The organism is Chitinolyticbacter albus (genome assembly GCF_024437655.1).
GTDB classification, from domain to species: domain Bacteria; phylum Pseudomonadota; class Gammaproteobacteria; order Burkholderiales; family Chitinibacteraceae; genus Chitinolyticbacter; species Chitinolyticbacter albus.
In genome coordinates this window covers 1-6,306 of the sequence record NZ_JANBVF010000028.1, presented here as the reverse complement: position 1 = coordinate 6,306, position 6,306 = coordinate 1, and the positions used below count along the sequence as shown (strand labels likewise).

The 6,306-nt window shown below is 64.6% G+C and carries 4 protein-coding genes; all 4 read right to left on the bottom strand.

The annotated features are described in order from the left end of the window. Positions 1-125: 125 nt before the first annotated feature. Positions 126-2,210: a PhoX family protein gene (locus NLI84_RS14945; protein WP_255991446.1), complete on the bottom strand. Its 2,085-nt coding sequence runs from the start codon at positions 2,208-2,210 to the stop codon at positions 126-128. Positions 2,211-2,325: 115 nt separating this feature from the next. Further along, positions 2,326-4,599 carry a glycosyl hydrolase family 18 protein gene (locus NLI84_RS14940; RefSeq protein WP_255991445.1) on the bottom strand — a complete coding sequence of 758 codons (2,274 nt, stop codon included), beginning with the start codon at positions 4,597-4,599 and terminating at the stop codon, positions 2,326-2,328. Positions 4,600-4,996: 397 nt separating this feature from the next. Continuing rightward, complete coding sequence (locus NLI84_RS14935; protein WP_255991444.1) at positions 4,997-5,446, bottom strand: YiiD C-terminal domain-containing protein; 450 nt, start codon at positions 5,444-5,446, stop codon at positions 4,997-4,999. A gap of 13 nt (positions 5,447-5,459) precedes the next feature. Further along, positions 5,460-6,306 (bottom strand): DEAD/DEAH box helicase (locus NLI84_RS14930; protein ID WP_255991443.1); only part of this gene is annotated, 847 nt, incomplete at its 5' end.

The following is a 6,306-nucleotide window of genomic DNA, read 5'->3' as shown; positions in this document are numbered from 1 at the left end:
CAGACAGTCAAACAGCGCGTTGCTGGCCGCTACTGCCTAAAGACAACCACGACAAAGCCGCCCAGAGGGCGGCTTTGTTCATGCTGGGCCGCGCAATGCGGCCCGGTCCGGCATCAGTCTGCTGATCAGACGCCAAGCTCCCCGCCATCTTCCTTCCAGATCACCACGGTCGCCGAACGCGGGCGACCGACGTTGCCGGTGATGCCCGGCTCGCCCTGCGGCCAGTGACTGAACACGGTGGCATCGGCATTGATCAGATCCTGCATGGTCTGACCGACCGGGACGGTCGGCGCATGCGGGCCGCTAATTTCGCCAGGATGCTGCACGTTGATGAAGACCGTCTTCACGTCCGGGGTGAAAGTGATACCGGTGATTTCGCAGCCATCCGGCCCGACGAGGAAGCGGCGGATTTCCTTGGTCACCGGATCGGCCACCAGCAGCTGGTTGTTGCCTTGGCCGGCATAGTCGCCGGTGTTGGCGTTGCTGCCGTCGGTTTCGATCCACAAGAGGCCGTTCGGAGCGAAGGCAAGGCCGTCCGGGCTGTTGAAGGTGTTGGTGGTGGTGACATTGGCCGAACCGGACTTGAGATTGCTGCGGTCTGGGTAGGCGTTGGGGTTGCCCGCCAGCACGAACAGATCCCATTCGAAGGTCAGCGCGGCCGCATCGCTGCCGGATTCCCGCCAGCGGATGATCTGACCGTAGCGGTTCTGCGCACGCGGGTTGGCTTCGTCGGTGACGGTACGGCCGCTGTTATTAGTCAGCGTGAGATAAGCCTCGCCGGTCCCCGGGTGCACGGTGACCCATTCCGGACGGTCCATCTTGGTGGCGCCCACGGCATCCGCAGCCCAGCGGGTCTTGATCAACACCTCGGCCTGATCGGCGAAGCGGACATCTGCAGCCAGGGTCGGATTGGCCGTCTTGTCGAGCAGCACCCATTCGCCATCGCCCATCATGTCGTTGGCAGCGGCACCGGCCTTGAACTTGGCGGCATAGAGCTTGCCCGACTCGAGCAGATCGCGGTTGGCCTGCGGGTTGCTGGCGTTGTACACGCCGCTCGAGACGAACTTGTAGACATAGTCGTCGGCCTGATCGTCGCCCATGTAGACCACGACGTGGCCATCCGTGGACAGCGTCATCGCGCAGTTTTCGTGCTTGATGCGGCCGAGTGCCGTGCGCTTCTTCGGGATGGCATTCACATCCCACGGATCGATTTCGACGATCCAGCCGAAGCGATTGGATTCGTTGGGCTCCTTCACGTAGTCGAAGCGATTGTCGAACTCTTCCCAGCGATAGCTGGTGCCGCGGGCGGTCAAGCCGTAGCGCTTCATCAGGTCGGAGCGGGTATCGGCACCGGCGGTGGTGCCGAAGTAATTGTTGAAGTTCTCTTCACAGGTGAGATAGGTGCCCCACAGCGTCCAGCCATTGCCGCAGTTATTGATGGTACCGAGCGCCACGGTGCCGGACGGATCACCGCTGGTCTGCACCAGTGCGTGGCCCGCCGCCGGGCCAGTGAGCTGCATGGGCGTGTTGGCGGTAATGCGGCGGTTGTAGGACGAGCCCACCTGTACCTGCCACACGCCGCTTTCGCGCTTGATGTGGATGACCGAGACACCGTGGGCATTCTGCGCCTTGCGTACCTTGTCCTGCGTCCAGGTGTTCGGGTAGGTCTGGCCAGCTTCGGGCTTGTAGAAATATTCACCGTTGATGTACTCGTGGTTCATCACCAGCAGGCCTTCGTCACTCTTTTCCTTGCCGGCGGCGTCGGTGAACGGGAAGAAATGCATGCCGTCGTGGTTGTCGCCCACCTGCAGCAGCTGGTCGGCGGCGGTTTCGGAGCCATCGCCCTTCCAGGCCGGCGAGTTGTTGAACAGCGGCGAACCCCACGGCGCCAGCACCTGATATTTGTAGCCGGTCGGCACCACGATATTGCTGCCGCTTCCAGCGGCTACTGCTGCGAAGCCGAGGCTGGCGCGTGGCGCGGGCATTGGCACCGGAGTCGGCGTGCCGGTCGGCACCGGCGTTGGCGAAGTACCACCATCGTCGCCACCGCCACCACAGGCTGCCAGCGCGCCGCCGAGGAACATGGCCGCCGACAGGCCCAGGCCACCCTTGAGCATGTTGCGACGGGAAACGACACGGTCCACCACCTCGTTGAAGTGTTCGTTGTTGCTGAGGTTGGACGGGATATCGTCCTGGTCGTAAGCACTCATGGTATCGCTCCTGGGTTGGTCGGGCCGGCGTGAGTGGCCGGTCGAAAAATCCGGGCGATTATCGGAAGACAGCTTTACAGGCGCGTGTCGTATCGATGACGTCTTGGCGTCACCTTCATGACGTGGCGGCGAACCAGGCCGGATAGAGTTCGCGCAACCGCGCCAGGTACTGGCGGCGCACCGGAACCGTGTGCTTGCCCAGCACCAGTTCGTACTGCCCCTTGCCCACATGCTGGGCACGGCTGACGCGGCGCGGATTCACCAGATAGGAGCGATGCACCTGCAGCAGCACCTCCTCGGTGAAGTAGAGGCGAATCGCCCGCAGGCGCAACGTCACATAGAGCGGCATGCCGCCATCGGCGGTGTGGATGCCGCTGTAACCCTTGTCGGCACGAATGAACAACAGTTTGTCGCGCCGCGACGCGATCTCGTAGAGCTCGGACAGGATGTGCGGCTGACGCGTCAGTTCGGTGAGGTGTTGCCGCACCAGGCGGATCTGGTTTGCCAGATGTTGCAGCAAGGCCTCGTCATGCGCGTCAGCGGGCTGGGCAAAAACCAGCGCCAGCTGGAAATCCGAGCCATCGTCGGCATTGAGCCAGGCCCTCGTGCGATCCGGGCTGAAATGCACGCCAGGGGGCAGGATGGCATCGCTCCCCCAGTCGCCCTGCCCCATTTGCTGCACCGGCGCGCCATCCTGCATCAACGCCACAGCGTCCACCATGGGCTGGTCGGCCAGGAACTGCATCACCACTTCGAGCATGCGCTCGGCACTGCGCTGCTCGCCGAGCTCAGCCAGCAGCGCATTGAGCGCAGCCAGCTGACCTTGCCCGTTCGGTACAGGCGACGCCGCCACGATGTACTCGTCCGGGCTCACCACCAGATGATCCGATACGCCCGCGACCATCGCGGCGGCAGGCGCCGCCAGCAAGCGCAGATGCGTTTCAACCCGTAGCGCGCCCTGACGCCAACGCATCCAATCCGCGGCAGCCCGCTGATCCAGCCGCGTCGCCAGCGTCGCTTCGCGCAGCGCCTGCAACAAAGGCAGCAGGACCCACAGCTCGGCGCGGTGATCACGGACCGCGACGATCTGGCGCCGCTCGGTACGCCATTCTCGCGCCCAGCGGCCAGACAGCAGGAACAGCAACGCCATGATCACACCGCCGCCGAACGGATCGACCCAGACCGGCCGCTCGCGCCACGCCTCGACTACGCTCTGCCAGCGGCCGGCCCACGGCGCATAGTGGGTATGGATCTGCCGTAGCAGGCTGCCTTCGCCACTGAACTCGCCGGACAATTCCCAGAGCGCCACGCCGGCATAACCCCTGCCATCGGCGGCGACCAGCTTGGCGGCGAGCGCGCGCGGGCTCTCGAAACTCACGAACAACTGTCGTTGCGGCACATACAGCGTACTGGCCTGGGCCACGTCGTCCCAATCGGTGCGGGTGCCCGACTCTTGCTGCAGGGCCAGCACCTCATCCAGATCCATCCGCCCGCTCGGCCCGCTGTCCTCGTCATCCCAGCTGCCGAGCAAGGCCCCGCTGCCTTGCTGCCCCAGGCCACGCTGGCGATCCGGCACACCGGTCCAGGCATCGCCCTGGTTGTCCACGCCCAGCACCAGCTTGTTTCCCGGAACGCCACGCAACGCCAGCGTGCGCATGGCAGCCAGCACGCTGTCGCCTGGCCCCGCCAGCGGTGCGTTATGCCCAGTCAATTTTTCCCAGGCACCGTGATAGTCGTAGCCCTGCAACACGGCAAAATCAGCCGTTGTTACCAGCTGCGGCAAGGCCAGCGCGCGCAGCTGCTCCTGCTTGCTGCCCAGCGTCACCGCAAGCAAGGGGCGCGGCCGCTGGCTGGCGAAGGCCGCCCGCACCGCCTGAACCAGCGCCAGCTGGTTGGCCCCATCGTCGGCGCTGGGCACGAGCCCGGCAACGCCGTCCGTGCCTGGATACTGCCAATCGATGACGGCGCCATCGAACCCGTGCTGCCGTACGAACGCCAGCAGCCGCGCCGCAAAGCGTTGCCGCCTAGCCGGATCCGCGGCCACCTCGTCCCAATGGCGCGATCCTACCCAGCCGCCCACCGAGATCAGCACGCGTAGCTGCGGGTAATGCGCACGAATCTGCTGCAGCCGCGCAAAATTGCCGCGCACCGCGGGCCAGCCGTGTTCGGCCGGGTAGGCGTGGTTGAAATCGGCGACAAAATCGGTCGATACCACGTCGCCATCGGCAGTCGGCGCGGCGTGGGCGTAGATCAGGTGGGTCAGTCGGGCGAAGGCGATGCGCTCGAACGGCGCGGGCCGATGATAGGTGGCCCAGGACGCGAAATAGCCCGCCACGATAGGCTCGGCCCTGATCACGCCGCAACACAGGGTCAACAGCAGCCACAACACGCCCTGTCTCATCGCTACACCACACCCCACTGCTTTTTAGTTATCACCAGATATGCGCCGACGATGGCGCTTGGACCGCCGCAACAACGGCAAAATCGCACGAATCCATCCACGGATCACCCGTCAGCGACATGCGGTTGCGTGGATCGGACAATGCGGCGCAGCCGTGTCCGGTGCGCGACGTTGGCCGTGAAATCACCCACGACACAAAATGCGGGTAAGCCATTGAAAAACAAGGAATCCAGGATGCGTCCCGTGAAACGGGACAACGCCCGGGGTATGCAATGCGGTGCGATAAGGTGATGCTGCGCTCGACGGTGCGATGTAAGGAACTGGGCAGAACCGGTCAAGCGCTGCGGAGAGTCGTCGCACCGTCATCCCGATCCGATCCGGTGAGCTATGCGGGCAATGTCGTTGCGACGTAGCGTCCGACAAAACGCCCGACTACGCCGCCATCGGCGGCAAGCAACAGCACGGAAACCGCCAGCCGGGCGGGACGGCCGCGCGCCAGTGCCCGCGCAAAGCGTCGCACGTCGTCCTCCGCCACCGCTTGCACGCTGGCATATAGATCGCTGCTCAATGGGGCGAGGAAATCGAAGCTGCTGGACTGGATGACGACATCACAGCCGTCGCCGGCCAGCAGCGAGGCCTGCATCCAGCCGGCGATGATGGCCAGCATGGCGAGGCTGCCGCCGAAGGCCGTGCCGTGATCGTTGCGATTAGGCAGGAATGGCGCCTGCAGCTGCCAGGCGCTGGCGTCGCCAACCACTTGCAGCTGCATCGCTGCCAGCATCGGAAAGCCGTCGGTGAGACGGCGCTGCCAATGGGCGGCGAAATGAGCAGGCATTGCGCCGCTGGCTTTACTGCGGATCGAGCCGCGGCTTCGGGGGCAGGAACAGCGCCGCGACCTGGTGGGTCGGCTTGTCGCGCAGCTTGGGCATGACTGGAATATTGGGTTCCAGCGCGGCATGTGTGGCGCGCGCGGTGCTGCGCTCGCGGCCGCGATAGGTTTCAGGCGCCGGGCGGCTTTCTTCGCGCCGTGTAGCCGGTTCGGGCCGCGTTGTGCCAGGCGAATAGCCGGGCACGGGCGTCAGCGGCAATTCCTTCTTGATCAGCTTCTGGATCAGGGCGTAGGCCTTGTCCTCGCCTGGATCGACCAGCGAGATCGCCACGCCCTTGGCGCCAGCACGGCCGGTGCGGCCAATGCGGTGCACGTAGTCTTCGGGATTGTTCGGCAGCTCGAAGTTGACGACGAAGGGCAGCTCCGAGATATCGAGTCCGCGCGCGGCCACATCAGTCGCAACCAGTATCTTGAGCGCGCCTTCCTTGAAGCGCGACAGCACGTCGAGCCGCGCCTTCTGGTCACGATCGCCGTGGATGGCCTCGCAATCGAAGCCGTCGCGCTTCAGGTCGCGCGCCACCTGGTCGGCACCCTGCTTGGTGCGGTTGAACACGATGACCTGACTCATCTGGTGCGAGCGGATCAGGTGCGACAGCAGCGCGCGCTTGCGGTACGTTTCGCACGGATGCAGCAACTGCTCGACGTTGTCGTTGGTCGCGTTCTGCCGTGCCACCTCGATCACGACCGGATCCTTGAGGAACTCGCCGGCCAGCTTCTTGATCTCGGGCGAGAAGGTGGCCGAGAACAGCAACGTCTGCTTGCGGTTGGTCAACAGGCTGATGATCTTCTTGATGTCGAGGATGAAA